The sequence below is a fragment of the Mycobacterium sp. M26 genome (assembly GCF_001494595.1).
Taxonomy (GTDB): Bacteria; Actinomycetota; Actinomycetes; order Mycobacteriales; family Mycobacteriaceae; genus Mycobacterium.
The window spans coordinates 702,647-726,320 of sequence record NZ_LN929908.1 but is presented as its reverse complement, the minus strand read 5'-3'; the positions used below and the strand labels follow the sequence as shown (position 1 = coordinate 726,320).

25 protein-coding genes and 1 pseudogene are annotated in these 23,674 nt (G+C 68.3%); 10 read left to right on the top strand and 16 right to left on the bottom strand.

The features are described 5' to 3' along the window. Window positions 1–68: 68 nt before the first annotated feature. From BN3385_RS13010 to BN3385_RS13000, 3 genes are all read right to left on the bottom strand, one after another. Window positions 69–470, bottom strand: a complete 402-nt coding sequence (locus tag BN3385_RS13010; RefSeq protein WP_059017157.1) for a hypothetical protein — start codon at window positions 468–470, stop codon at window positions 69–71. Between the two features lie 112 nt (window positions 471–582). Beyond that, window positions 583–1,953, bottom strand: a complete 1,371-nt coding sequence (locus BN3385_RS13005) for a hypothetical protein (RefSeq protein WP_059017156.1) — start codon at window positions 1,951–1,953, stop codon at window positions 583–585. Between the two features lie 19 nt (window positions 1,954–1,972). After that, on the bottom strand, window positions 1,973–2,767 hold the full coding sequence (locus BN3385_RS13000; RefSeq protein ID WP_059017155.1) for a (2Z,6E)-farnesyl diphosphate synthase: 795 nt from the start codon (window positions 2,765–2,767) through the stop codon (window positions 1,973–1,975). Between the two features lie 53 nt (window positions 2,768–2,820). Here BN3385_RS13000 and trhA point away from each other — a divergent pair, with 53 nt between their 5' ends. Continuing rightward, window positions 2,821–3,555, top strand: coding sequence for a PAQR family membrane homeostasis protein TrhA (gene trhA, locus BN3385_RS12995; RefSeq protein ID WP_059017154.1), 735 nt, complete (start codon window positions 2,821–2,823; stop codon window positions 3,553–3,555). 1 nt (window position 3,556) lies between these two features. Here trhA and BN3385_RS12990 read toward each other — a convergent pair whose 3' ends face one another. From BN3385_RS12990 to mca, 4 genes are read right to left on the bottom strand one after another with little or no spacing between them, the layout of a single operon-like run. Then, window positions 3,557–3,916, bottom strand: coding sequence for an SgcJ/EcaC family oxidoreductase (locus tag BN3385_RS12990; protein WP_059017153.1), 360 nt, complete (start codon window positions 3,914–3,916; stop codon window positions 3,557–3,559). Window positions 3,917–3,926: 10 nt separating this feature from the next. Continuing rightward, complete coding sequence (locus BN3385_RS12985; RefSeq protein ID WP_197415297.1) at window positions 3,927–5,954, bottom strand: thioredoxin domain-containing protein; 2,028 nt, start codon at window positions 5,952–5,954, stop codon at window positions 3,927–3,929. Further along, the gene (locus tag BN3385_RS12980) at window positions 5,911–6,186 is read right to left on the bottom strand and encodes a hypothetical protein (protein ID WP_059017151.1); all 276 of its coding nucleotides are present in this window, start codon (window positions 6,184–6,186) and stop codon (window positions 5,911–5,913) included. Before BN3385_RS12980 ends, BN3385_RS12985 begins: the two co-directional genes overlap by 44 nt. Then, on the bottom strand, window positions 6,183–7,055 hold the full coding sequence (mca, locus tag BN3385_RS12975; protein ID WP_059021899.1) for a mycothiol conjugate amidase Mca: 873 nt from the start codon (window positions 7,053–7,055) through the stop codon (window positions 6,183–6,185). The genes BN3385_RS12980 and mca overlap by 4 nt, the downstream gene beginning before the upstream one ends. Before the next feature lie 139 nt (window positions 7,056–7,194). Between mca and BN3385_RS12970 the strand changes: the two genes are divergently transcribed. The 3 genes from BN3385_RS12970 (at window position 7,195) to BN3385_RS12960 (ending at window position 9,049) form a co-directional block, all read left to right on the top strand. Further along, on the top strand, window positions 7,195–7,626 hold the full coding sequence (locus BN3385_RS12970; protein WP_059017150.1) for a DUF4307 domain-containing protein: 432 nt from the start codon (window positions 7,195–7,197) through the stop codon (window positions 7,624–7,626). 257 nt (window positions 7,627–7,883) lie between these two features. Then, a complete protein-coding gene (gene greA, locus BN3385_RS12965; RefSeq protein ID WP_059017149.1) occupies window positions 7,884–8,378 on the top strand; it encodes a transcription elongation factor GreA in 495 nt (164 codons plus the stop codon). 11 nt (window positions 8,379–8,389) lie between these two features. Then, on the top strand, window positions 8,390–9,049 hold the full coding sequence (locus tag BN3385_RS12960; protein ID WP_059017148.1) for a GPP34 family phosphoprotein: 660 nt from the start codon (window positions 8,390–8,392) through the stop codon (window positions 9,047–9,049). Here the strand turns inward: BN3385_RS12960 and BN3385_RS12955 are convergent. From BN3385_RS12955 to BN3385_RS12935, 5 genes and pseudogenes are all read right to left on the bottom strand, one after another. After that, window positions 9,041–10,213, bottom strand: coding sequence for a cystathionine gamma-synthase (locus tag BN3385_RS12955; protein WP_059017147.1), 1,173 nt, complete (start codon window positions 10,211–10,213; stop codon window positions 9,041–9,043). The two genes, BN3385_RS12960 and BN3385_RS12955, sit on opposite strands and share 9 nt — an antisense overlap. 70 nt (window positions 10,214–10,283) lie before the next feature. After that, a pseudogene (locus BN3385_RS12950) lies at window positions 10,284–10,870 on the bottom strand (RDD family protein). 16 nt (window positions 10,871–10,886) lie between these two features. Beyond that, complete coding sequence (locus BN3385_RS12945; protein ID WP_059017145.1) at window positions 10,887–11,465, bottom strand: RDD family protein; 579 nt, start codon at window positions 11,463–11,465, stop codon at window positions 10,887–10,889. A gap of 112 nt (window positions 11,466–11,577) precedes the next feature. Then, complete coding sequence (locus BN3385_RS12940; protein ID WP_059017144.1) at window positions 11,578–12,972, bottom strand: cystathionine beta-synthase; 1,395 nt, start codon at window positions 12,970–12,972, stop codon at window positions 11,578–11,580. A 34-nt stretch (window positions 12,973–13,006) separates the two neighbouring features. After that, on the bottom strand, window positions 13,007–14,059 hold the full coding sequence (locus BN3385_RS12935; protein WP_059017143.1) for an alpha/beta hydrolase: 1,053 nt from the start codon (window positions 14,057–14,059) through the stop codon (window positions 13,007–13,009). 193 nt (window positions 14,060–14,252) lie between these two features. Between BN3385_RS12935 and BN3385_RS12930 the strand changes: the two genes are divergently transcribed. Both BN3385_RS12930 and BN3385_RS12925 read left to right on the top strand, forming a co-directional pair. Then, window positions 14,253–15,218: an SGNH/GDSL hydrolase family protein gene (locus BN3385_RS12930; protein ID WP_059017142.1), complete on the top strand. Its 966-nt coding sequence runs from the start codon at window positions 14,253–14,255 to the stop codon at window positions 15,216–15,218. A 42-nt stretch (window positions 15,219–15,260) separates the two neighbouring features. After that, window positions 15,261–16,478, top strand: a complete 1,218-nt coding sequence (locus BN3385_RS12925) for an acetyl-CoA C-acetyltransferase (protein WP_059017141.1) — start codon at window positions 15,261–15,263, stop codon at window positions 16,476–16,478. Between the two features lie 49 nt (window positions 16,479–16,527). Here the strand turns inward: BN3385_RS12925 and BN3385_RS12920 are convergent, their stop codons facing one another. Next, the gene (locus tag BN3385_RS12920; RefSeq protein ID WP_059017140.1) at window positions 16,528–17,376 is read right to left on the bottom strand and encodes an endonuclease domain-containing protein; all 849 of its coding nucleotides are present in this window, start codon (window positions 17,374–17,376) and stop codon (window positions 16,528–16,530) included. Between the two features lie 100 nt (window positions 17,377–17,476). Then, window positions 17,477–18,325, bottom strand: coding sequence for a Bax inhibitor-1/YccA family protein (locus BN3385_RS12915; RefSeq protein ID WP_059017139.1), 849 nt, complete (start codon window positions 18,323–18,325; stop codon window positions 17,477–17,479). A gap of 209 nt (window positions 18,326–18,534) precedes the next feature. Here BN3385_RS12915 and BN3385_RS12910 point away from each other — a divergent pair, with 209 nt between their 5' ends. Genes BN3385_RS12910 through BN3385_RS12900 form a run of 3 tightly spaced genes read left to right on the top strand, consistent with a single transcriptional unit; the run spans window position 18,535 to window position 22,068 of the window. Beyond that, window positions 18,535–19,584 (top strand): enoyl-CoA hydratase/isomerase family protein, encoded by a 1,050-nt coding sequence (locus BN3385_RS12910; protein ID WP_059017138.1) that lies wholly within the window; start codon window positions 18,535–18,537, stop codon window positions 19,582–19,584. Between the two features lie 8 nt (window positions 19,585–19,592). Next, entirely contained in the window at window positions 19,593–20,366 is a 774-nt protein-coding gene (locus BN3385_RS12905; RefSeq protein WP_059017137.1) for an enoyl-CoA hydratase, read from the top strand. A gap of 10 nt (window positions 20,367–20,376) precedes the next feature. Continuing rightward, complete coding sequence (locus BN3385_RS12900; protein WP_502688064.1) at window positions 20,377–22,068, top strand: alpha/beta hydrolase; 1,692 nt, start codon at window positions 20,377–20,379, stop codon at window positions 22,066–22,068. Here the strand turns inward: BN3385_RS12900 and BN3385_RS12895 are convergent. Together BN3385_RS12895 and BN3385_RS12890 are read right to left on the bottom strand one after the other, a co-directional pair. Further along, a complete protein-coding gene (locus BN3385_RS12895) occupies window positions 22,052–22,432 on the bottom strand; it encodes a rhodanese-like domain-containing protein (RefSeq protein ID WP_059017136.1) in 381 nt (126 codons plus the stop codon). The genes BN3385_RS12900 and BN3385_RS12895 overlap by 17 nt on opposite strands. Continuing rightward, window positions 22,429–22,989, bottom strand: coding sequence for a cysteine dioxygenase (locus BN3385_RS12890; RefSeq protein WP_059017135.1), 561 nt, complete (start codon window positions 22,987–22,989; stop codon window positions 22,429–22,431). The genes BN3385_RS12895 and BN3385_RS12890 overlap by 4 nt, the downstream gene beginning before the upstream one ends. A gap of 112 nt (window positions 22,990–23,101) precedes the next feature. On the opposite strand from BN3385_RS12890, the gene lpqV reads away from it, so the two are divergent. Then, entirely contained in the window at window positions 23,102–23,545 is a 444-nt protein-coding gene (gene lpqV, locus BN3385_RS29200; RefSeq protein ID WP_286141765.1) for a lipoprotein LpqV, read from the top strand. Window positions 23,546–23,674 lie beyond the last annotated feature (129 nt).

Here is a 23,674-nt window from a genome sequence, read left to right as displayed (position 1 = left end):
CAGGGAAAGCCGGTGCGGGGCCCGCGCCGAAACCTCTACGGCGGTGCCCCACACCGGCGGGGCGGGAGTCACGCCAGACGGCGCACTCCGAGGTACTGCAGAACGGCGAACGAAGCGGTGTATGCCGAGCACGCGAGGGCCACGGCCACGCCCCCGGTGGCCAGCGGCACCGCTGCGGCGACCGCGATGAAGCCGGCCGTGCCGACCGTGTTGGCCGCCACCAGAGCGATGCCGACCCTACGGATGTCGGGCATCGCGGCCAGCGCGTAGACGCCGACGCCGTAGAGCACGAAGGCCGCACCGATGACGTACTCCTGAAGCGGAGTAAGCCCGGTGAGCCGGGCCATCGGGTCAGCCATCATCGCGATGCCCAACCCGAGGAAGCCGGTCAGGGTGGCGTCGAGCCGCAGCGCGAACCGCAGCAGTGAATCCGTGGAATCCGACAAGGGTCGGGTGGCGATGGCGGTCATGACAACTGCTCCTCGTTGAGCGGTGGTTCGGACACCTTCGAGGCTGCTCGTAAGTCACTGCCAGATCGACGCCCGGCACTGCCAGCTACTGCCAACTGCAGGTCAGCGACCTTCAGGAGCCGGCGACTGCCACCTGAGCCCGCAGGTCCGCGGCGATCAATCGGGCGGCCGCGTTCTGCCAATTGTGAAGCGAGCGCTGCGGTACCTCGGTGACGAACCACTGCCAGGCCTGCCGGGCCACCGGATCGAGGCCGGCTGCCGTCGCGTTCTGGGCGTAGGCCCGGACGCCGACCACATACGGGAAGTACAGCGAGTTGTAGTAGCGCCAGTGTTCGGTGGTGCCGAACTCACCGCCGTCACGCGGCTTGAGCCGCACGATGTGATCGGCCAGCAGGGCCCGCAGTTCGTTGGCCCGTTCCAGCGGCTGGTCGGGAGCGCCGCGGGCGGCCAGCCGCTCGCCGATCAGCGGAAGTTGCGTTAGCGGGCTGGCCACGAGTTTGGACAGATCGCTGTAATGCCCGAGAGCCCGGCGGGTCAGCCGAACGAACGTCTCCTCGTCCACCCCGTCCAACGGATTCGGCGCCACCAACGGCAGCGCCGCCTCGGTGCTGCGCAGTGCCGCGCGCTCGGCGGACAGCCGGGGCGAGCGAGAGAAGGCCAGCCGGTCCAGCAGACCGGCCAACGGATCGGCCAGCACCGTGATGGCGATCGAGATCGCCAGGCTGGTGAACAGCAGAACCGTCAGCGCGGTGCGGCCCGGTCCCCCACCGTCGACCACGGCCATCCCGATCAGCGCCTGCCCGCCGAACAGCACGGCCACCACCACGGTCCCGGCGAAAGACCGCAGCATGTCGGCCCGCAAGGCCTGACCTTCATCGAAGGCATCCCACAACGCGACGGCCACACCCAGCAGCAGGACGTCAAAACCGGTGGAGGCCAAGGCAAGCCAGCTCGGCAGCAAGCCCAGCGGAATCACCAGGATCGCGTTGCCCAGCGCGAAGAACAAGGTCGCAATGACCACCACGCCTGCGACCCGCGCCGGCTGCGACGGCCGGCGCACCGCGGCCACCATCGCCCCGAGCGTCGAGGCCGAGATCACCGCGAACATCACCCAGTGCCCGGCTCGCAACGGACCCTCCACACTGCCGGCCATCGCGGCACCGACGATGGCCAGCGTGGCCACCACCGCGATCAGGGTCAGCTCGGTGGCCCGGCTGCGCCAGGTGTCCGAGGGACGCGCCAGCTCCAGCACCACGGCGAACCACGCCACTCCGGGCACGGCCACCAGATAGATCTCGATCTGGCCCAGCAGGTCGGCGTGCGCGACGCTGACCAGCCGCACGGCGTCCAGCGCCACCACGGCGGCGAAACCGCACAGCCCGATGGCGGCGAGAGCCAGGACCGGCTTACGCGGGTCGCGTGCCAGCAGATACAGGCCCAGCCACCAGCTCAGCGTGAAGACCACTGCCGAGAGCGCAGCCATGATCTCAGTGTGTCACGCGCTACTGACCGAAGCGGCGGTGACGGCGGCTGTAGTCGCGCAACGCGCGCAGGAAGTCGACCCGGCGGAAGGCCGGCCAGTGCGCCTCGGTGAACCACATCTCCGAATAGGCGCTCTGCCACAACAGGAATCCGGAGAGCCGCTGCTCGCCGGAGGTGCGGATCACCAGGTCGGGGTCAGGCTGGCCGGAGGTGTACAGGTTCTCCGAGATGCCGTCGATGGTCACGGCTTCGACGAGCTGTTCGGCGGTGGCGCCGTTGGCCAGTTCCTTGCTCAGCAGCGCCCGCACCGCGTCGACGATCTCCTGGCGTCCGCCGTATCCGACGGCGACGTTGACGTGAAAGGACGCCGGCGGCAGCCCGGCGGTGCTGTCGACGGCCTCGCGGACGCGGCGGGCCGGCTCCTCCCCCAGGAGCTCCAGATCACCGACCGTGCGTGCGCTCCACCGGTTCGTCGGCGCGCAGATCTCCTCGACGACGTCGGTGATGATCTCAATCAGGGCGGCCAGCTCGTCGGGGTCGCGCTGCAAATTCTCGGTGGACAGCAGATACACGGTGGCCATCTCGATGCCGGCGTCGGCGCACCAGCGCAGCATCTCGGCGATCTTCTTGGCGCCCATCCGGTAGCCGTAGCTGACATCGTCGTGACCAGCGTCACGAGCCCAGCGCCGGTTGCCGTCGCACAGAACTGCGATGTGCCGCGGTAGCTCGGACTTCGAGCGCGCGAGCTCCTGGCGCAGCCGCATCTCGTAGAGCCGGTAAGCCGGTTCTTTGAGGCGAGGCGGAATGATCTCCACGACAAGTAAGACTACTGTGAGCATCACGTACCCCCGTGCGCAATGGAGGTGACATGACCTCAGGAGTCGACACCGCCGACCCCCGTCGCTCCCAGTCGTCAGACGCCGAGGACTTCCCCGAAGCCGTCGTCGACGCCGCCGTCGAATTCCTCGGAAAACCGCGCCTGCGGGGCTGGATTCACGTCTACGCCGCCGTGATCGCGGCCATCGCCGGCGCCGCGCTGGTCTCGGTGTCGTGGTCCTTGCAGGGCACCCGGGCCGGTATCTCCACCCTGATCTACACGCTGACGATCGTGGCGATGTTCACTGTCAGCGGCACCTACCACCGGGTCAACTGGACCTCGCCGTCGGCGCGCAAGTGGATGAAGCGCCTCGATCATTCGATGATCTTCATCTTCATCGCCGGCAGCTACACCCCGTTCGCCATGCTGGCGTTGCCCGAACGCAGCGGCGCCATTCTGCTCACCATCGTCTGGAGTGGCGCGGCGGCCGGAGTGCTGTTGAAGTGCTTCTGGCCGTCCGCGCCGCGCTGGGTCGGCGTTCCGCTCTACCTGCTGCTCGGCTGGGTGGCCGTCTGGTTCATCGTGCCGATCATGAACGGCGCCGGCGTCGCGGCCATGGTGCTGCTGATCGTCGGCGGCGCGCTGTACAGCATCGGCGGCGTGCTCTACGGACTGAAGTGGCCCAACCCGTGGCCGACGACGTTCGGCCATCACGAGTTCTTCCACGCCTGCACCGCGGTCGCGGCGATCTGCCACTACATCGCGATGTGGTTCGCGGTCTTCTGAGCTAGCCCGTGCTGATGTTCTCCGGGCCCCAGTAGGCCTTCATCGAGGCGATCTTGGCCTCGTCGTCGAACGTCATCACGCTGATGATGCTGATCTTCATGCCGTGGATGGCCAGCGTCCAGTAGAACGCCGCCTCGTGGCCGAGCACCCGCAACGTCTCGACATCCGCTTGGCCATTGGCGTTTTCGACCGCGGTGTAGAAGGCGCGGATGGCCTGCCGGCCGATGTGGACCTCGCCACCGACCGGATCCTCGACGGTCGCGTCGGCGGCATACAGCGTCGCAATGCTGTCGGCGTCGCCCTTGGCGACGAAGTCGAGATACTGGGTGACGGTCTGGGTGATCTGCTCGGCACTCGGCATGGCCGGAACGCTACACGGACACACCGAGCGCGTCGGCGAGATCCCTCTCAGTGGTCACCGGAAGATCGCAGGTTCGGCCACGGCACACGTAGGCCGCATCCAGACCGCGTACCCGGTCCCGCCCGGCCAGCAGGGGCGAGGAATCCACCGGTCCGCCGACGACGATCGTGCCGCCCGGCGCGATCCGGCGCGCCACGGCCAGCAGGTCCGAACCAGCGTCCGGCGAGGAGACGGCCACCTGCAGCGGACCGCGCACCGCGGCCTCGGCCACGGCCAGCCAGTGCCCCGCCGAGCGTGGCGCCCGAGCCAGCAGCGGCGAATGCGCCAGCAGGGTTTCGGCGGCGGCTTCGCCGTAGCGGGCCGCCCAGTCGCCGTCGACGATGTGCCCGATGGTCAGCAGCGCCTCGGCGATCAGCGACGCCCCCGACGGGGTGGCACCGTCAAGTGGATCGGCGGGCCGCACCATCAGAGCCTCGGCGTCATCGGCACTGTCGAACCAGCGGCCGGGCCGGTCCGGATCGGCGAAGTGCTGCAGCGCCACGCTGATCAGCTCGGCAGCCGTCGACAGCCAGGACCGGTCGCCCGTGAGCTGGTACAGACTGAGCAGACCGGTGGCCAGCGCGGCATGGTCCTCCAGAATGGCGGCGCTGTCGCCGACCACACCGCCCAGGCTGGCCCGGCGCAGCCGCCCGTCGACGATATGCAGGTCCACGATCAGCTCCGCGCACTGCACCGCCGCATCGAGCAAGGTCGAATCATCAAGGGCCACAGACGCTTCGGCCAGCGCGGTGATCGCCAGCCCGTTCCACGCCGTCACGACCTTGTCGTCCCGCGGGGGCTGCACCCGCTGCGCCCGGGCCGCCAGCAACGCGGCGCGCACCCGCTCGAAGCGGTCGGCATCGTCAGGGTCGGACAGCAGCTGCAGGACCGAGCTGCCGTGCTCGAAGGTGCCGTCCGCGGTGACAGTGAAAACCGTTGCCGCCCAAGCTCCGTCGTCATCGCCGAGCACCTCGCGCAGCTGCGCGGGCGTCCACACGTACGTCGAGCCCTCCGAGCCGGCGGCGTCGGCGTCCAGCGACGAGGTGAACATGCCACCCTCGGCGAGGTCGTTGATCAGGAACGCGGCGGTCTCAGCCGCCACCCGGCGAGCCAGCGGATCGCCGGTTCGCCGCGCCAGGTGCGCGTATGCCCGCAGCAGTAGCGCGTTGTCGTAGAGCATCTTCTCGAAATGCGGCACCACCCAGTCCGTGTCCACGCTGTAGCGCGCGAACCCACCGGCCAGCTGGTCGTAGATCCCGCCGCGCGCCATGGCCACCGCCGTGCGGGCCACCGCGGCCAGCGGCACCGGCGAGCCGGTGCGTTCGTGACTGCGCAGCAGCGCCTCCAGCAGGGCCGACGGCGGGAACTTCGGCGCTTGACCAAAGCCGCCCCGCTCAACGTCCTCGTCGCGCAGGATGGCCTCGACGGCGTGATCGCACAGCGCGGGCTGAATCTCCGGACCACCGCCGGGCAGGCCCGAGGCCATCCGGCGCAGCTCCCCTGCCACCTGGTCGGAGGCCTGCTCGACGTCGTCACGCTGAAGGCGCCAGGTTTCGGCGACCGCGGCCAGCAGCTGCAGGAACTGCGGCTTCGGGTAGTAGGTGCCGCAGAAGAACGGCCGGCCGTCCGGGGTCAGGAAACAGGTCATCGGCCAGCCGCCCTGACCGGTCATGGCGACGGTGGCGTTCATGTAGATCGCGTCGATATCGGGACGCTCTTCGCGGTCGACCTTGATGCAGACGAAGTCGGCATTCATCGCCGCCGCCACCTGCTCATCCTCGAAGGACTCATGGGCCATCACATGGCACCAGTGACAGGCGGCGTAGCCGATGGACAGCAGGATCGGGACGTCGCGGCGGGCGGCTTCGTCCAGGGCGGCCTGGGTCCACTGTTGCCAGTGCACCGGGTTGTCGGCGTGCTGGCGCAGGTAGGGGCTGGTGGCCCCGGCCAGGGCGTTACCCGCTGGACTCACGGGTCGGCTTCCCGCTCTCGGCGTCAGCCTGGCTCTCCCCGGCGGCGTCCTCGATCTCGGTCACCGTCTCGGGTTCGGCGTCGAAACTCTTCGGCAGCTTCTTGAGGTGCCGGTTCATCGACCAGCCGAGGATGAACACGCCGATGAGCAGCAGCACGATCACCAGCAGACCGACCGGGCTGGCCTTGCCGAAGTCCGGCCCAGAGTTCTTCGGGGGGTCGGCGAGCACCGACACCGCGGTGGTCAACAGGTCAATCACTCGAATATCTCGATTCCGGCGAACAGGTCATCTTCGGGCAGGTCGGCGGGAACCCGCGAGCGAGCCAGTTCGAACTCCTCGGTGGGCCACAACCGCTGCTGCCACTCTATGGGTGTCGCGAAGAAGAAACCGGTGGGGTCGATCTGGGTGGCATGTGCCTTGAGCGCCTCGTCGCGGACGGCGAAGTACTCCGAGCACGGCACCCGGGTGGTCACCCGGCCCGCATGCACGTCGATCTCCGGGTCCCAGTTCTCCAGCCACTTGGCGAACGGACCCTCCTGGCCGTTCTTGGCGAACTCGTCCTGCAGCATCTGCAGTCGGGCCCGCAGGAAGCCATGGTTGTAGTAGAGCTTGCTGACGCTCCACGGATCCCCGGCGTCGGGATGCAGACCGGCGTCGGCAGCCGCTTCGTAGGCCGCGACCGAAACCTGGTGGCAGCGAATGTGATCGGGGTGCGGATAGCCACCGTTCTCGTCGTAGGTGGTCATCACGTGCGGACGGAAGTCGCGGATCACCTTGACCAGTTCGGCCACCGGCTGCTCCAGTGGCACCTCGGCGAAGCAGCCCTCCGGCAGCGGCGGCAGCGGGTCACCCTCGGGCAGCCCGGAGTCGACGAATCCCAGCCAGCGATGTTCGACGCCGAGGATCTCCGCTGCCCTGGCCATCTCGTCACGCCGGACGTCGGCGATGCGGCCGCGCACCTCGGGCAGGTCCATCGCCGGGTTCAGGATGTCCCCGCGCTCACCTCCGGTCAGCGTGACGACCAGGACCCGGTGTCCTTCGGCGGCATAGCGCGCCAAGGTAGCCGCACCCTTGCTGGACTCGTCGTCCGGGTGGGCGTGAACGGCCATCAACCGCAGTTCGGTCACGTCTCCCTCGATCTGCTCTTGTTCGTGCTGCACCCTGCGTAGTGCTGCAACGCTCACAGCACGTCCTATAGTCCAATAGTTCCATCCGCGGCTTGCATACCCGTAATCAAGCCCGCTGACGAGAGATGCACTCCACACGATGACCGAGAGCCCGACCCAGCTCGAGTCCAGGTACGGCCGGCAGGGCATGTCGCCGGTGACCCGGCGCCGGCTGGCCATCGCCCTGGGTGCGCTGGCCCTGGTGCTGGGCGTTGTGGTCGCAATCCTGGGCTACCAGCGCTTCGAGGGCAATGACGTCGAGGGCTCGATGGCCGCCTACGAGGTCCTGGACAGCCAGACGGTATCGGTCACGATCAGCGTGACGCGAAAGGACCCGTCGCGGCCCGCGCACTGCATCGTGCGGGTCCGGTCGCGCGACGGCGCCGAGACGGGCCGGCGGGAAATCCTGGTGCCGCCGTCGACCCAGAAGACCGTGCAGATCACCGCCACCGTCAAGTCCTACAAGCAGCCCTACGTCGGAGACATCTACGGCTGCGGCATGGATGTGCCGTCGTACCTGGTCACGCCGTAAGTTCACCTACGGCGCGGGCGTCGCTGCGGTGGCCTGCGAACGAACGCCGAACTGCCAAATCATGAAAGTCGGAAGCGGCGTCGGTGGTAGACTCGGCGGATACACGGTTCCTGCTGGGAGCCGTGTATTGCTTCATTAGCGCGTTTATACGCAGCTCTTCGATGGCAATACACGCGGAAACGTCCGCATGTTCCCGGCAGCGACAGACAGACTGCACCGCGGACGCCGCGGAACCAACGAATGAGGAGCACGACGAGATGACCGATACCCAGGTGACCTGGCTGACCCAGGAGTCTTATGACCGGCTCAAGGGCGAGCTCGATCAGCTGATCGCCAATCGTCCGGTCATCGCCGCCGAGATCAACGACCGGCGCGAGGAAGGCGACCTGCGGGAGAACGGCGGTTACCACGCCGCCCGCGAGCAGCAGGGCCAGGAAGAGGCGCGGATCCGTCAGCTGCAGGAACTGCTGACCACCGCCAAGGTCGGTGAGGCCCCCAAGGTCTCCGGCGTGGCGCTGCCCGGCTCGGTCGTCACCGTCTACTACGACGGCGACGAGTCGGATACCGAGAGCTTCCTGATCGCCACCCGCCAGGAGGGCATCGACCACGACAAGCTCGAGGTCTACTCCCCCAACTCTCCGCTGGGCGCCGCCCTGCTCAACGCCAAGGTCGGCGAGACGCGGACCTACACCGTGCCCAACGGCAACACCGTCAAGGTGTCGCTGGTCAGCGCGGAGCCCTACCAGGGCTAGCCCGCCGACGCGTGGCCCGCATCGCCGAAGATCTCCTGCTCCTGCTGCTGGACAACGCAGCGGCCCAGCCTGCCGTCGAACGCGGCACCGTGGCGCGCCTGATGGCCGCCGCCGTTCTTCTGGACCTGGCCTACGAGTGCCGGGTTCGGCCCGCGCTGCCGCAGGAACCGGTGCCCCCGGACCGGCTGGTCGCGCTGGCCGGGCCGCCCCCACTGGACCCGGTGCTGCGCCCGGCGCTGGCTCTGCTGTTGCAGGCGCCCATCACGCCGGCCGCGGCGATCGCGAAGCTGCGCAAGCACGCCGAGGACGATGTGCTCGATCAGCTGCTGCGGACCGGTCAGCTGCACCAGATTCAGCTGTCCTCACATCGGTTCCGCCGCAATGAGTATGCGTGGCCGATGGCCAACCGCGCCCGGGTGGACCGGGCCCGGGCGGCTCTGCTGGCCGCGCTGTTCGACGGTCAGCGGCCGGACCCCCAGACCGCCACCATCGTGTCGCTGTTGCACACCGTGAACGCGCTCGGTGTGCTGTTGTCACTCAATGAGCGCGGCTGGCAATGGGTTTCGGGCCGGGCCAGTGAGATCGCCAGCGGAACCTGGGTGGATGACGCGCAGATGGCCGACGTCAACCTCGCGGTGACGACGGCGGCGATCCGGTCCGCGCTAGCCTAGGGCCTGCTCGAGGTCCCCGAGCAGGTCGGACGGGTCCTCGATACCGACGGACAGGCGCACCAGGTCGTCAGGCACCTCCAGTTGCGAGCCGGCCGTCGACGCGTGCGTCATCGCACCCGGGTGCTCGATCAGCGACTCCACCCCGCCGAGCGACTCGGCAAGAATGAAAACCTCTGTACGCGAGCACAACCGGCGTGCCGCCTCGATACCGCCGCGCATCCGCACCGACACCATGCCACCGAAGCCGCGCATCTGGCGGGCGGCCACCTCGTGGCCGGGATGGCTCGGCAGCCCCGGGTAGAGCACCTGACTGACGGCGTCGTGGCCATCCAGGAACTCGGCCACCTGCGCGGCGTTCGAACTGTGCCGCTGCATCCGCAGTTCCAACGTCTTCAGGCCGCGCATCGTCAGGTAAGCGTCGAACGGGCCGGGTACGCCGCCGGCCCCGTTCTGCAGGAACGCGAACTTGGCGTCGAGTTCCTCGTCGTTGGTCACCAGCGCACCACCGACCACATCGGAGTGGCCGCCGATGTACTTCGTGGTCGAATGCAGCACCACGTCGGCACCCAGGGTCAGCGGCTGCTGCAATGCCGGTGAGGCAAAGGTGTTGTCCACCAACACTTTCGTCCCAGCCACCGACGCGATCTCGACGATGCCGGCGATATCGGCGATCGACAGCAGCGGGTTGGTCGGGGTCTCCACCCAGATCAGCTTGGTCCGGCTGGTGATCGCCGCGCGCACCGCGTCGAGGTCCGACAGTGCGACCGGGGTGTGCTCCACACCCCACTGGCTGAACACCTTGTCGATCAGGCGGAAGGTGCCGCCGTAGGCGTCGTCGGGAATCACCAGGTGATCGCCGGGACGCAGCACCGCGCGCAGCGCACAGTCGCTGGCGGCCATTCCGGAGCTGAACGCCCGCCCGAAGGTGCCGTCCTCGACGGCGGCAAGCACCGCCTCCAGGGCGGCGCGGGTGGGATTACCGGTGCGCGCGTACTCGAACCCGCCGCGCAGTCCGCCCACGCCGTCCTGGGCGAAGGTGCTGCTGGCGTAGATCGGTGCGTTGACGGCACCAGTGGCGGGGTCGGGCCGGTAGCCGGCGTGGATGGCCTTGGTTGCAAACCCCTGCGCCCGGTGGCGGTCGGCTTGACTGCGCTGCTCACTCATCGACGTCGAGCCTATCGGCACGAAAAGAGGCGCTCACTGCGGGCAGTGAGCGCCTCTTCCTAGACGTACCTCAGATCGGCAAGCAGACCGTGGTCATGATCTTGTCGGCCAGTGTCTGCCGTTTTGCATCCCAGAGCGGGAAAAGGTAGCCGATGTAGCAGATGATCGCGTCGACGATGTGCGCCAGCTGCCGCACGATCGACAGACCGAACCCGATCGGCTGCCCGGTCTTCTCGCTGACCACCTTGAACTTCAGCACCGACTTGCCAATGCTCGAGCCCGTGGTGCCCTGGCGGTAGCCGTAGTTCCAGATCACGAACGCCAGCGCGGCCAGAGCGAACACGAACGACAGGATGAGCCCCAGCGCCGACGGCTCCGACGTGCACGCCACGCCGTAGCTGTTGTCACCGCTGGTGGACACACAGTTGTTCTCGCCCGTCGCATACATCAGGCCCTGCCCGACACCGGACAGGATCGCCACCGGCAGTGCGTCGATGATGTAGGCCAGCACGCGGGTGAACCACGAGGTGTAGGCCTCCTTGGGCAGTGCACCCAGCGGACCCGCACCCGGCGGCGGATAGCTGCCCGGCGGCGGGTAGTTGGTGGGTAGTTACCCGGCGGGGGCGGGGGGTAGTCGCCCGGAGGTGGAACCGTCATCGATTGAATCCTTTGCTTACAGGGGTAGGCAGACCGTGGTCATGATCTTGTCGGCGAGCGTCTGCCGCTTGGCATCCCACAACGGGAACAGGTACCCGATGTAGCAGATGATGCCGTCGACGATGTGCGCCAGCTGCCGCACGATCGACAGACCGAACCCGATCGGCTGTCCGGTCTTCTCGCTGACCACCTTGAACTTCATGATCGACTTGCCGATGCTCGAGCCCGTGGTGCCCTGCTTGTAGCCGTAGTTCCACACCAGGTAGGCCAAGCCGATGAGTACGCTCAAGCTCACGGCGGCCACCCCGAGGGTGGAGTTACCGGTGGCGCAGAACTCGCCGAGGTTGTACTCGGAGGTGTCGGTCACGCAGGCGGTCTCCTGGGTGGCAGCCTCGATGCCGTACCCGATGCCCACGATGATGAAGTACGGGATGTAGTCGATGATCCACGCGACCACGCGGGTGAACCACGACGTGTAGGCGGCCTGCGCCAGCTGCGGGATCGGCTGTCCCGGTGCGGGCGGCTCACCGAATCCGGCGCCGGGCGGCGGCGGGGGGTAGTTGCCGGGCGGGGGCCCAGGCGGTTGTTCGGTCATGGCGCCTTCCAGCAGAGAAGTTAGCTGAGGTAAAGCGGCACATAACTTACCTGAGAACCTGCTGGATATCGGGTCAAAGTGCAATGTTCACCTGCCCGATACACGGGCCGTGTCAGCGGCGGCGCGGGCCCTCCGAGAGGAAGCCGAGAAGGTCGTGGCGGGTGATGACGCCGACGGGCTTGCCCTCTTCGACGACCATCAGCGCATCCCACTCGCGCAGCGACTCGGCGGCAGAGCTGACCAGCTCACCACCGCCGATCAGCGGCAGCGGCGGACCCATGTGCAGGGCCACCGCGTCGGCCAGCTTGGCCCGGCCCTCGAACACCGCGGACAGCAGGTCACGTTCGGACACACTGCCGGCCACCTCGCCGGCCATCACCGGCGGTTCGGCGCCGACGACGGGCATCTGCGACACCCCGTATTCGCGCAGGATGCCGATGGCGTCGCGCACGGTCTCGGACGGATGGGTGTGCACCAGGTCCGGCAGTTCACCGGACTTTCCGCGCAGCACGTCAGCGACGACGGGCTCGGGCACCGTCTCGTCCAGCGGCGTGCGCAGGAACCCGTAGGACGACATCCAGGCGTCGTTGAAGATCTTTGACAGGTAGCCGCGACCGCCGTCGGGCAGCAACACCACCACCACCGCGTCCGGCCCGGCCTCCTTGGCCACCTTGAGTGCGGCCACCGCCGCCATCCCGCACGAGCCGCCGACCAGCAGCGCCTCCTCGCGGGCCAGCCGCCGGGTCATGTCGAACGAGTCGGCGTCGGAGACGGCGATGATCTCGTCGGGCACCGTCGGGTCGTAGGCCGACGGCCAGAAATCCTCACCCACGCCCTCGACCAGGTACGGCCGTCCGGTGCCACCGGAGTACACCGAGCCCTCGGGGTCGGCGCCGATCACCTTCACCTTCCCGCCGGAGACCTCCTTGAGGTAGCGGCCAGTCCCGGTGATGGTGCCGCCGGTGCCCACCCCCGCGACGAAGTGGGTGATCTTGCCCTCGGTGTCGGCCCAGATCTCCGGGCCGGTGGTCTCGTAGTGGCTGGCCGGCCCGTTGGGGTTGGAGTACTGGTCGGGCTTCCAGGCGCCGTCGATCTCGCGGACCAGCCGGTCGGAGACGCTGTAGTAGCTGTCCGGATGCTCCGGCGGCACCGCGGTCGGGCAGACCACCACCTCGGCGCCGTAGGCCCGCAACACGTTGCGCTTGTCCTCGCTGACCTTGTCCGGGCAAACAAACACACACTTGTATCCGCGGCGCTGGGCCACCAGGGCCAGACCCACACCGGTGTTGCCGGAGGTGGGTTCGACGATCGTGCCGCCGGGCTTGAGCTGACCGCTGGCTTCGGCGGCGTCGATCATCTTGACCGCGATGCGGTCCTTCGAACTGGCCCCCGGGTTGAGGTACTCGATCTTGGCCGCCACCAATCCCGACCCCTCCGGCACCACGGAGTTGAGTCGAACCAGCGGAGTGTTCCCGATCAGCTCGCTGATGTGCGGCGCGATTCGCATGCCTACATGCTCTCAGGCCGCCGCCGAGGTCTGCTCAGCCGGTGGCCTCGCGGATGTACTCGCCGATCTGGCGCAGCGAGCGCGTCGCCTCCGGGATCAGCGGCGCGGCGAGCTGGAAGTCGTGGATCTGACCCGGCCACACCCGCACCTCGGTGGGCACCCCCGCGGCGGCCAGCCGGCGCGCGGCCAGCCGGGCGTCGTGCAGCAGCACCTCCGAGCCGGAGACGTGGATCAGCGTGCGCGGCAGGCCCGGCTCGATGTGGTCCAGCGGCTCGTAGGCACCCTCGGGTTCGCCGTCGACGATGTTCTTGGCCGCCGCCCGGGCCACCAGGGCGACGAGAGCGTCAAATGCCTTGGGCGGGAACATCGCATCGGTGTGGATGTTCGGGTGGTTGAGCTTGGGCCCGTGGTCGAGTTGCAGCAGCGGCGAGATGGCCACCAGCGCGGCGGGCTCCTCACCTTCAGCCTGCAGTCGCTGCGCCAGCGCCAGCGACAGGTAGCCGCCGGCCGAGTCACCGGCCAGCACGATCTGGTCGGGCTCGTAGCCGCGCAGCCGCAGCCACTTGTAGGCGTCGTAGCAGTCGTCGAGGGCCTGGCCGATGGAGTGCTTGGGGATCAGCCGGTAGTCGACCACCAGCACCGGCGAATCAGCGAACTTCGACAGCGCAGTTGAAATCCGGCTGTGCGAATTGACGCCGCATGTCAGGAACGCCCCGCCGTGCATGTAGAGCACGATGCGGCGCCGGCCGTCGGCGGGCAGCACGCCGGGGGCGCGGACCAGTTGCGCCGAGGCATTCGGCAGGCCGACGGTGGCGCGCACAGTGCCCGGGGTGGGCAGGATCGCGCGGGCGACGAAGTCGACGAGGCCGAACGGCCACGGCCAGTGCGGCACGTGGCTCAGCACGGCCAGGGTGGGCCACATGGTGACGCGGGTGCCGACGGAGACCAGCCGGGCGGCCAGGCTCGGGCCGTCCTCGACGACCTCGACGGGAGCGCCGTCGGAAACCGGATACCGGCGCGGGTGCTGACCGCTGCCTGCGTGATGTCGATGGGGCGAAGAAGCCCGGACCTTACTGGGTGCGGTCATCGTCAAACACTCCCTACGCCGATGTAGATACGTGTCCCCGGGACCCGCCAGCGAACCCCGGTAACTTAGCTTGACAGCTGCAATAGATACAACAACTAACGATCTGATTTCTTACCGGAAGTGATACCTGTCCGTAATCGCGGGGCCACTGTCGCGACCCGTTTCACGGGGTTCGGCGACCTAAACTGGCCAGGTGGACAAGCGCGCGTCGCGTCGTTCGACGGTGGTGCTGGGGGTTGCGGGTGTACTCGCCTCCACCGGCACGGCCGTACTCGGTGCGCGCAGCCTGCTCTCCGAACAGGCCGCCCAGGCCCGTACCGTCATTCCGAAGTCCTGGGATGTGCCACCCCGCGCCGACGGCGTCTACGCCCCCGGTGGCGGGCCGGTGCAGCGCTGGGAGCGCGACGTCCCCTATGACCTGCACCTGATGATCTTCGGCGACTCGACGGCCACCGGGTACGGCTGCCGCGACGCCGACGAGGTTCCCGGGGTGCTGATCGCCCGCGGGCTGGCTGAGGAGTCCGGCAAGCTGATCCGCCTGTCGACGAAGGCCATCGTGGGCGCGACGTCCAAGGGGCTCTCCGGTCAGGTCGACGCGATGTTCGTCGCCGGCCCCCCGCCGGATGCCGCGGTGATCATGATCGGCGCCAACGACATCACCGCACTCAACGGCATCGGTCCGTCGGCCAACCGGCTGGGCGCGGCGGTGCAGCGGCTGCGGGCCAGCGGTGCGGTGGTGGTGGTCGGCACCTGCCCGGACTTCGGCGTCATCACCGCCATCCCCCAGCCGCTGCGCTATGCGGCGCGGTCGCGCGGATTGCATCTGGCCCGCGTACAGGCCGCGGCGGTGCGGGCCGCCGGCGGAGTGCCGGTGCCGCTGGCCGATCTGCTGACACCGAACTTCCTGCAGACGCCGGAGCTGATGTTCTCCGAGGACAAGTTCCACCCGTCGGCGGCGGGTTATGCCCTGGCCGCCAACCAGTTGCTGCCTGCGCTATGCCATGCGCTCGGCGAGTGGACCGGGGCCACCGTGCCCGACCTGCCGTGGCTGACGCCCTCGCAGAGCTGGAACGTCTCGGCCCGGCTCGCGCCGATCACCAGGCTGTTGCGCCGCAGAACCACCGGGGTGCCCGCACCGATCGTGGTGACCGCGGGCTAGGTTCGTGTGCAGTTGCCGCACATCTTCTCCAGGAGCCCTCTCATGCCCGAAGCTGTCATCGTCTCCACTGCCCGCTCCCCGATCGGCCGCGCCTACAAGGGGTCGCTGGTCGGTATCCGCCCCGACGACCTGGCCGCGCAGATGGTGCGCGCCGCCCTCGACAAGGCGCCCGGGCTGGACCCGCGCGAGATCGACGACTTGATCATGGGCTGCGGCCAGCCCGGTGGTGAGTCCGGTTTCAACATCGGCCGCACGGTCGCGGTGCAGCTGGGCTACGACTTCCTGCCCGGCACCACGGTGAACCGGTACTGCTCGTCGTCGCTGCAGACCACCCGGATGGCGTTCCACGCGATCAAGGCCGGTGAGGGCCACGCGTTCATCTCCGCCGGGGTGGAGACGGTGTCGCAGTTCGGCAAGGGCAGCGCCGACGGCTGGCCGGACACCAAGAACCCGCTGTACAACGAGGCCGGCGAGCGCAGTGCCGCAGCTGCCGCGGGCGCCGACGAGTGGCACGACCCGCGCGAGGACGGCCTGCTTCCCGACGTATACATCGCGATGGGTCAGACCGCCGAGAACGTGGCGCTGCACACCGGGGTGAGCCGCGAGGACCAGGACCACTGGGGTGTGCGGTCACAGAACCGGGCCGAGGAGGCCATCAAGAGCGGGTTCTTCGAGCGCGAGATCGTGCCGGTCACCCTGCCCGACGGCACCGTTGTCTCGAAGGACGACGGCCCCCGCGCCGGCACCACCTACGAGGCGCTCAGCCAGCTCAAGCCGGTGTTCCGTCCCAACGGCACGGTCACCGCGGGTAATGCCTGCCCGCTGAACGACGGCGCGGCCGCGGTGGTCATCATGTCCGACACCAAGGCCAAGGAGCTGGGGCTGACCCCACTGGCACGGATCGTCTCGACCGGGGTGTCGGGCCTGTCGCCGGAGATCATGGGCCTGGGCCCGATCGAGGCCGTCAAGAAGGCGCTGGCGAACGCGAACCTGTCGATCTCCGACATCGACCTGTATGAGATCAACGAGGCCTTCGCGGTCCAGGTGCTGGGCTCGGCACGGGCGCTGGGGATGGACGAGGAGAAGCTGAACGTCTCCGGCGGCGCGATCGCGCTGGGGCATCCGTTCGGTATGACGGGCGCGCGGATCACCGCGACCCTGCTGAACAACCTGCAGACCTACGACAAGACGTTCGGCATCGAGACGATGTGCGTCGGCGGCGGCCAGGGTATGGCCATGGTCGTCGAGCGCCTGTCCTAACGCGCGTTGAGTGTGCGCCCAGGGCGGGATTTGAGCGGAATTCCCGCCCTCAGCGCACACTCAATCGCTGATTGAACGCCGCTCGGACACGTCGCACGACATCGTCCGGGGTGTCGCCCGCCACCACCCGGATGACGATCCAGCCGAGCGCGCTCAAGGCCTCCATCCTCCGGATGTCGCGGCCGTACTGCAGACGGTCCGTGCGGTGATGGTCGCCGTCGTATTCGACAGCGATCTTGAGGTCCTCCCACCCCATGTCGAGGTAATAGGTGGACCATCCATCACCGCTGCGCACCGGAACTTGGGTGCGTGGTTTCGGCAATCCCGCCTCGACGATGACGAGACGCAGCCACGATTCTTTCGGCGACTGCGCCCCCGGATCGGCCAGGCCTAGAACCGCTTCGAGCTGACGCAAACCCCGCGTATGCGGGTGGGCGGCAGCGATTGCGGACACCTCAGCCACCGGAACGTCGGTGGCGTTGAGAAGAGCGTCCACACCGGCGACCGCGGATCGCACCCGACCGCGACGCGCGATATCGAACGCCGTTCTGGCCGGAGTCGTCAGCGGCAGCCCACGCAGCACCTGAACTTCGTTGTCGTGAAGACCGTCTCGCCGCACACGGACACCGTCGGGTGCCCGTTGTCTCTGACACACCACGTCGATCGGGATATCGGCGCCAATCCACTTCGATCCGTGCAGCGCCGCTGCTGCGAGTCCCGCGAGCACCCCGGTTCGTCCCGACCAGAGCCATGCAGCGTGGCTACGGTCGAACAGCGTCGGCTGCCGCTCGATCGAGAAGTAGACCCCGGGGAATAGCGCGGAGAACTTCGTCCGCAGTTGGTGACGGTTGACGACTCCGCTTGCCAGCGCCTCGCTGCCGATGAAGGGACCGTGCACGCCGGAAGGCTCGCATCGGCGGCGACCCGCGGCACTTCACCCTGTGGACAAAACAAAGCCCCGGCCTCTCGAGGAGGGGCCGGGGCTTTGCGTGAAGAAGCTAGCGCTGCTGGAAGTAGCTGAGCAGGCGCAGGATCTCGATGTAGAGCCAGACCAGCGTGACGGTCAGGCCGAGGGCAACGCCCCAGGCGGCCTTCTCCGGCGCACCGGCGCGGATCATCTGGTCAGCGGCGTCGAAGTCCAGCAGGAAGCTGAACGCCGCGAGCGCGATGCAGACCAGCGAGAAGACGATCGCCAGCGTGCCGCCGGAACGCAGGCCCATGCCCGCGCCGTCGTTGACACCGAACATCGAGAGCACAAGGTTGCCCAGCATCAGCGCGAGCACACCGAACATGCCGGCCACCAGCATGCGGGTGAACTTCGGGGTCACGCGGATGGCGCCGGTCTTGTAGACCACCAGCATGCCGAAGAAGACGCCGATGGTGCCGAGCACCGCCTGGCCGATCAGCGCACCGGCGTTGGCACCGGAGACCACGACATTGGCGAGCACGAACGAGAACGCACCGAGGAACAGGCCCTCGAGTGCGGCGTAGCTCAGCACGATGGCGGGGTTGTCCTGCTTACGGCCGAAGGTCGCCACCAGCACGAGCGCGAGGCCGCCGAGCGCACCCACCAGGGTGAACGGCATCGCCAGCGCCAGGTTCGAGGAGACCAGGAAGTAGGAGATGATCGCGACGATCGACAGCACACCGAGGGTGATGCCGGTCTTAGTGACGACATCGTCGATGGTCATCGGCCGCGAGACGCCGGCCTGCGGCTGGTACTGCGCGGTGTAGGGGTCGGCCTGGTATGCCACCTGCTGGGCACCGCCTACGCCGGTACCGAACTGTGCATATCCGCCCTGCTGGTTCGGCAGCGAACGGAAAATCGGGTTGCTGGTCTCCCGCACCGTTGAATCCTCTCGTGGAAGTCAATCGACACACCGCTAACGAACGGCGCTCCGGCCGGGTTCCCAGAAAAGTCACACATTTTCGCGTGTCCCCGACCTACAAAGCCCGACCTTACCTGTGAGACCGCTGTGGTGGGGTCTCGATCCGGAACCGCCGGGTGGTAAAACTAGGACGTCCAACCTTTTCGACGACGAAGGAACTCCCCGCCGTGACGGCTGATTCCGAGGACATCCTCACCCGGGTCGACGGCCACGTCGGCCGCGTGACGCTCAATCGGCCAAAGGCCATCAACTCGCTGACCCATCACATGGCCACTGTGCTGGACCAGGTGATCACCGAGTGGGCCGACGACCCCGCGATCACCGCCGTGATCCTCGACGGCGCCGGCGAACGGGGGCTGTGCGCCGGCGGTGACGTCGTCGCCGTCTACGAGAGCGCCAAGGCCGGCGGCGAGGACGTCCGCCGCTTCTGGTGGGACGAGTACCGGCTCAACGCGAAGATCGGCCGCTACCCCAAGCCCTATGTCGCGATCATGGACGGCATCGTGATGGGCGGCGGCGTGGGCATCTCGGCGCACGGCAACGTCCGCGTGGTCACCGACCGCTCCAAGATCGGGATGCCCGAGGTGGGCATCGGCCTGATCCCCGACGTCGGCGGCACCTACATCCTGTCCCGCGCGCCGGGCCTGCTCGGCCTGCACGCCGAGCTCAGCGGTGCCCCGTTCACCGGAGCCGACGCGATTGCCCTGGGCTTCGCCGACCACTACGTCCCGCACGAGAAGCTCGAGGCGTTCACCGCCGCTGTCGTCGGCGAGGGCGTGGAGGCCGCCATCGAGGCGTTCGCCATCGAACCGCCGCCGAGTCAGCTTCTGGCCCAACAACATTGGGTCGACGAATGCTACGCGGCACCCACCCTCACCGAGATCCTCGCCGCCCTGCGCGACCACGCCGACCCCGCCGCCCACGAGGCGGCCGACCTGATCGCGGGCCGCTCCCCCATCGCCGCGTCGGTCGCCCTGGAGGCCATCCGCCGCGCCGCGCACCTGCCGACTTTGGAGGACGTGCTGGTGCAGGAGTACCGGGTGTCGTGTGCGGCCAGCCGCTCGCACGACCTGGTCGAGGGCATCCGCGCTCAGATCATCGACAAGGATCGCAACCCGACGTGGTCCCCCTCATCACTCGCCAAGGTGACCGAGGAGGATGTGCAGGGCTACTTCGCGCCGGCCGATCCGGATCTGACCTTCGAGGAGGACAAGTGAGCCCCGCAGTGAACTACGAGACCATCCTGGTGGACCGCGACGAGCGCGTCGGCACCATCACCCTGAACCGCCCGCAAGCGCTCAACGCCCTCAACACCCAGGTCATGAACGAAGTGACCACGGCGGCAGCTGAATTCGACGCCGACCAGGGTATCGGCGCCATCATCATCACCGGCAACGAGAAGGCCTTCGCCGCCGGTGCCGACATCAAGGAGATGGCCACGCTGTCGTTCTCCGAGGTGTTCGACGCCGACTTCTTCGCCGCCTGGGGCAAGCTGGCCGCCGTCCGCACCCCCACCATCGCCGCGGTCGCCGGTTACGCGCTCGGCGGTGGCTGCGAGCTGGCCATGATGTGCGACCTGCTGATCGCCGCCGACTCCGCCAAGTTCGGCCAGCCCGAGATCAAGCTGGGTGTGCTGCCCGGGATGGGCGGTTCGCAGCGGCTGACCCGCGCGATCGGCAAGGCCAAGGCCATGGACCTGATCCTGACCGGCCGCACCATCGACGCCGCCGAGGCCGAGCGCAGCGGGCTGGTGTCGCGGGTGGTCCCGGCCGCTGACCTGCTCACCGAGGCCAAGGCGGTGGCGACGACGATCTCGCAGATGTCGCGCTCGGCCGCCCGGATGGCCAAGGAGGCGGTGAACCGCTCCTTCGAGTCCACCCTCACCGAGGGTCTGCTCTACGAGCGCCGGCTGTTCCACTCCGCTTTCGCCACCGAGGACCAGACCGAGGGCATGGCCGCGTTCACCGAGAAGCGCCCTGCGAACTTCACGCACCGATAAAGTTCTCCGGGTGAGCGAAGCCGAGGTGGCCGTCGAAGAACCTGCCCCGCCCACCCGAGAAGAACCCAAGCCCGACTGGTGGCAGCGCCGCTACACCTTCACCGGTACCGCCGTCGGCATGGTGTTCCTGTGGCTGTCGCTGACCCCGTCGCTGCTGCCGCGCGGTCCGCTGTTCCAGGGATTGGTCAGCGGCGCCGCCGGCGCCATCGGCTACGCGCTGGGCGTGTTCGCGGTCTGGCTGGGGCGGTTCATGCTGTCGCGGCCATCGAGCCCGCGGGCACCCCGCTGGGCCTGGCCGATCCTGGTGGTGGCCGCCGTGATCGGCCTGGTGTTCGCGGTGTACTGGTTCCACGTGTGGCAGGACGAGGTCCGCGACCTGATGGGTGTGCCACGGCTGAAGTGGTACAACTACCCGCAGGCCGCGATCATCGCGGTGATCGTGCTGTTCGCCTTCGTCGAAATCGGCCAGCTCATCGGCAGACTCATCCGCTTCCTGGTCGGCCGACTCAATCGCTTTGCCCCGCCGCGGGTTTCGTTCGTCGTCGTGGTGGCCCTGCTGCTCAGCCTGAGCATCTCGCTGCTCAACGGCGTGGTGATCAAGCAAGGCATGGCCTTCCTCAACAGGACCTTCGCGTCGGTCAACGACGAGATGGATCCGGACAACCCGGCACCGGACACCCCGCTGCGCTCGGGCGGGCCCGGCTCGCTGGTCACCTGGGACACCCTGGGGCATCAGGGCCGCATCTTCGTCGCCGGCGGCCCCACCGTCGAGGACCTCACCGAGTTCAACGGCAAGCCCGCCGTCGAGCCGATCCGGGCCTATGCCGGCAAGAACTCCGCCCCCGACATCCGCGCCACCGCCGACCTGGCGGCCCGGGAACTGGAGCGGGCCGGCGGGTTCAAGCGCAAGGTCATCGCGGTCGCGACGACGACGGGCACCGGCTGGATCAACGAGGCCGAGGCCTCGGCACTGGAATACATGTACAACGGCGACACCGCGATCGTGTCGATGCAGTACTCGTTCCTGCCGAGCTGGCTGTCCTTCCTGGTGGACAAGGAGAACGCCCGCCAGGCCGGCCAAGCCCTGTTCGAGGCGGTCGACGAGCGGCTGCGCGCCATCCCCGAAGCGCAGCGACCCAAGATCGTGGTGTTCGGCGAGAGCCTGGGCTCCTTCGGCGGTGAGGCGCCGTTCCTGAGCCCCAACAACATCATTGCCCGGACCGACGGCGCCCTGTTCAGCGGTCCTACCTTCAACAACACGATGTGGGAGTTCGTCACCGAGAACCGTGACGAGGGCACCCCGATGTGGCTGCCGACCTTCGACGACGGCGCCAACATCCGGTTCGCCGCGCGCCCGGAGAACCTGGGCCGCCCGGACAAGCCGTGGGGTAATCCACGCATCGTCTATCTGCAGCACGCCTCGGATCCGATCACCTGGTGGAACCCGGATCTGCTGTTCGCCGAACCGGATTGGCTGCGCGAGCCGCGCGGCTACGACGTCTCCCCCGATATGAACTGGATTCCGGTGGTGACGTTCCTGCAGGTGTCCGCCGACATGGCGGTGGCCATCGACGTGCCCGACGGGCACGGTCACCGCTATGTGCGCGACGTGGTCAACGCCTGGGCGGCGATCCTGCAGCCGCCGGGCTGGTCACCGGAGAAAACCGAGAAGTTGCGCGGGATCGTCAACGCGCCGGAGTAACCAGCCCCAGATCGGCCAGCGCCTCGTATCCGCCGACGACGTCGGTGGCCCGGTGCAGTCCGAGATCCTGCAGTGCCGCCGCGGCAAGGCTGGACGTATAACCCTGCTGGCACAACACCACCCATTCGACGTCGTCGTCGACGGCCTCGGGCAGCCGGGCGTCGCTGGTCGGGTCCAGCCGCCACTCCAGCACGTTGCGTTCGATTACCAGGGCGCCGGGGAACTCGCCTTCAGCCGCGCGCTGGGCGGCCGGCCGGATGTCGACGAGGATCGCCCCGCGGTCCAGCGCGGCGGGCACCTCGTCCGCCTCGAGCCGGCGCAGCCGGGCCCTGGCCGCGGCCAGCAGGTCATCGATCCGGCTCACGTCCCTTCCGGCCCGTCGGTCAGCTCGGTGCGGGTGCGGCGCAGCGTATTGCGTTCGGTCACTTCGTAATACGACATCGCGGTCAGCGGCGGCGAGTAGGCGTGCACGCTCAACGTGGCTGAATCCGGGTCGGCCAGAGCGGGCGCCCCGACCACGTCGTGCACCCAGCCCAGCGGGAAGGCCGCCTGGTCCCCCGCATCGAGCCGGCGGCGGCGCAGATCCTGCCCGTCCCAACGGTATTCGTGCAGCGCACCGGAGATCACCGTCAGCGCCCCCAGCGAGCCGCCGTGGTCGTGCAGTTCGGTGGTGTGCCCGGGCACCCAGCTGATCAGCCAGACGTCGAGTTCGTCGTCGGCGTGCAGCCGGGTGTACCAGCGCCGGTCCGACGGCGGCCCACCGGCCGGCAGCAGGGTGTCGAACTCGCCGCGCAGCACGCCGTCGGCGAACAGGTCGGTGGTGTGCAGCAGATCGGGTAGCCGCAGCCGGGTGGGGGCGGACACGGCGGGCAGAACGGGCGGGAAGTTGGTGACGGCACGAGCGTTGCTCGAGAACGGCATGAGGTGAAACTCCGGAATGGCAGGGACGGATTGGGGGCGGGTCTAGACCCGACAACACTCCCGAGAACCGGCACGCTCCGACATGGCCGCCAGTGTTGCATAGATTGATGGCATGCGCCGTGACCGATGTCGTTCGCTGACCGCTGCCACGATGGTCGTGACGGGCCTCACCGCGGCCCTGATGGCCTGCTCCTCGGGCGGCGGCGGCAACGCCACCTCGAAGGCCCCGGCACCGGCCAGCCCGGCCGAGCAGACCGCCTCCGAAGGTGCCTCCGCCGATCCGATCGGGGTGTCCCCGGACGGCGTGACCACCCGGGTCGACGTGCCCGCCGAATCCACCGAGGAGCAGTACGCGCAGGCCTGCATGGCCACCAAGACGTGGATGGAATCCCGCGGCGGCGATCCGACCACGCTGGTGGAGACGATGCTCAAGGAGCTGCAGTCCAGTGACCAGCCCAGCCCGCAGACGTTCAACAAGACGTGGGCCGAACTGTCCGCGCCTCAGCAGGCCGCGGTGATCATCGCGGTGCGAGCGGCCACCCAGGGTGGGTGCTGACCGTCACACCCCGAATAGATTCACGGGTAGCAAAAGTCGCTGTGGGCACCTGATTCCTGCCAACCGCCGATCAGTTCCTGCCATCGGAATTATTCGTCTGACCTGGCGGTTTAGCCCTTCGTACAAGGA